General features: G+C 53.9%; 4 protein-coding genes. 3 read left to right on the top strand and 1 reads right to left on the bottom strand.

The window, feature by feature from the left end:
* The 3 genes from ABYW01_RS20030 to ABYW01_RS20020 form a co-directional block, all read left to right on the top strand.
* On the top strand, window positions 1–575 hold a 575-nt coding region (locus ABYW01_RS20030; protein ID WP_372836197.1), incomplete at its 5' end, for an aldehyde dehydrogenase family protein.
* Window positions 576–587: 12 nt separating this feature from the next.
* Window positions 588–764, top strand: a complete 177-nt coding sequence (locus ABYW01_RS20025; RefSeq protein WP_372836195.1) for a hypothetical protein — start codon at window positions 588–590, stop codon at window positions 762–764.
* Between the two features lie 209 nt (window positions 765–973).
* Window positions 974–1,606: a GDSL-type esterase/lipase family protein gene (locus tag ABYW01_RS20020; RefSeq protein ID WP_372836193.1), complete on the top strand. Its 633-nt coding sequence runs from the start codon at window positions 974–976 to the stop codon at window positions 1,604–1,606.
* 31 nt (window positions 1,607–1,637) lie between these two features.
* Here ABYW01_RS20020 and ABYW01_RS20015 read toward each other — a convergent pair.
* A partial coding sequence (locus ABYW01_RS20015; RefSeq protein ID WP_372836191.1) for a helix-turn-helix domain-containing protein occupies window positions 1,638–2,186 on the bottom strand: 549 nt, incomplete at its 5' end.

The raw sequence follows: 2,186 nt of genomic DNA, 5'->3' as shown, positions 1-2,186 counted from the left end.
GGGGTGCGGATTTCTTTGACAATCCCGAACAGCCCGGCCGGCTGGCCCTGGATGAGCCGCCGGCGCGCGCCGCCGTGCGCTGGTTCCTCGACCTGCAGCGCACACACCGGGTCGCCCCAGATATCGTGGCGGAGACCACCCAGACCAGCGAGGACCGCTTTCTCAACGGCGGCATGGGGATGTTCATGAGCAGCCGGGTCAGCGTGCCGGCGCTGCGCACCATCACGGCGTTCGAATGGGACGCCGCCCCGCTGCCGGGTGGGGACAACCCCGCCAGTGTGCTGCACAGCGACGGTTTTTGCATGTCTTCGCTGGCGGCCCGGGATGAAGCCCACGCCATCGAATTGGCCAATCAGACCCGTTTTGGTCTGGGGGCCAGCGTTTGGACTCAGGACGTGGAGAAGGGCGAAGCGATCTTACGCCAGCTGGATGTGGGCGCTGGATTCGTGAATGCGCAGGTTGCGAGTGATATCCGCATGCCGTTCGGCGGCACTAAAGCTTCCGGTCTGGGGCGTGAGTTGGGTGTCAACGGTATCCGTGAGTTCTGTAACAGTAAGTCTGTTTGGATCGCTTAAGCGGTTGAGTCTATGACCAACGGGTATCCAAATCCAAGTGAAAGCCTGATGACCTGGGATATCTTTCAGCATCAGGAGCAGCTGATGATGCGTAAGACCGAAACGCCTTCTGCGGGTGCTCATTGCACCGCAGAATATGAAACGACGGTATCGCACGTATCAACCGAGCACCCGGTGAGAGACCGGTAATTTCCGCTTAACGCTCTCTAACCGCAAAGGCCGCCTGATTAGGTGGCCTTTTTTATTGGTGCGCGCTATCTGAATAGGAAGGAGTTAAAACGCCTTTTGAAGGCAGAGTGGATGTTTATTCCTTAGGGTGGCACGATAACGCGGTTACGATCTCAGGTTGGATCGATCTTCCGACATATGACTCAGCTTCGATTGAAAAGAAGGATATTGTGAAAAAGGACCTCAGAATCTGCTTTATAGGCGACTCGTTTGTTAACGGGACGGGTGATGAAACCAAGTTAGGCTGGACAGGACGGGTCAGTGCTCAGCTCGAACGAGACAGGGATGATCTTGAAGTAACCCATTACAATTTGGGGATTCGCCGTAACACCTCAGAAGATATTCTGAATCGCTGGGGTGAGGAGAGTCAGCAGCGTCTGGAAGGCGATTTTGAAAAACTGATCGTTTTTTCGTTTGGTGTAAATGACACGGTGATTGAGGGTGGTGATCAGCGCGTATCTGCACAGCAAAGCCTCGAAAACGCTCGTGCGATGCTTACCGAGGCCGCATCCGTGTGTCGGGTGTTGATGATTGGTCCGCCACCGATTGCGGATTCAGAACAAAACATACGCATCAAGGATCTAGATGGTTCGTTAGCCGAGCTGTGCCAAAGCCTGTCAGTGCCGTATCTGTCGGTGGTGAGTGAATTGATTGATGATCCGATCTGGATGCGAGAAGTTGCATCAAATGACGGTGCCCATCCCAGATCTGCAGGCTATACGAAATTGGCGACTCTCGTATCTGCATGGGATGAGTGGGACTGTTGTTCAGTATCGATCTCCAGCATCATTCCGATCGATTAGAAAGTAGCATCTTAGGCCACAGAGGTTGCTTTTAAAGTGGCCTTGTCTCATTTCTATTCAGGCACCTCAGGTATTGACCCGGCGTCAGGCCAACGACACGTTTGAACTCCCGGTTCATGTGGGCCTGATCAAAATATCCGGCGTTGATTGCTTCGAAACTCAGGTGGATAGAATCAGAGTGGTTACGCAGGCGGGAACGTACGGTATTCACCCGCACTATACGACGGTAGTGCGTTGGGCTAATACCCACCCATTGTTTAAACAGACGTTCGAGCTGGCGTTGACCGAGGTTTACGTGGTGGGGAAGAGTTGCAATTGGGTCCTGCGCTTGCTGTTCAAGCCAATGTAGTGCAGTGAGTAAATTGGGTTGAATGATTGGGGAATCCGCCAGCTGATGCAGCAGCCACTCATCCAGTATCCGTGTTCTTGCGGATGGGCATGTTGTCTTGGCGAGTTGGTCATAGACCTGAGTGAGCGCCAGCCGTTGAGTCATCTTAGAATAGGGCTCAACCGGTGAGAGGAAATCCGCTAGCGGTTCCTGAAAAAACGGATATGCCATGCCGGGGTGGAAGCGGATGCC

It is taken from the genome of Pontibacterium sp. (assembly GCF_041587635.1).
Lineage (GTDB): Bacteria > Pseudomonadota > Gammaproteobacteria > Pseudomonadales > Balneatricaceae > Pontibacterium.
This window is presented reverse-complemented; position numbering and strand designations above follow the sequence as displayed.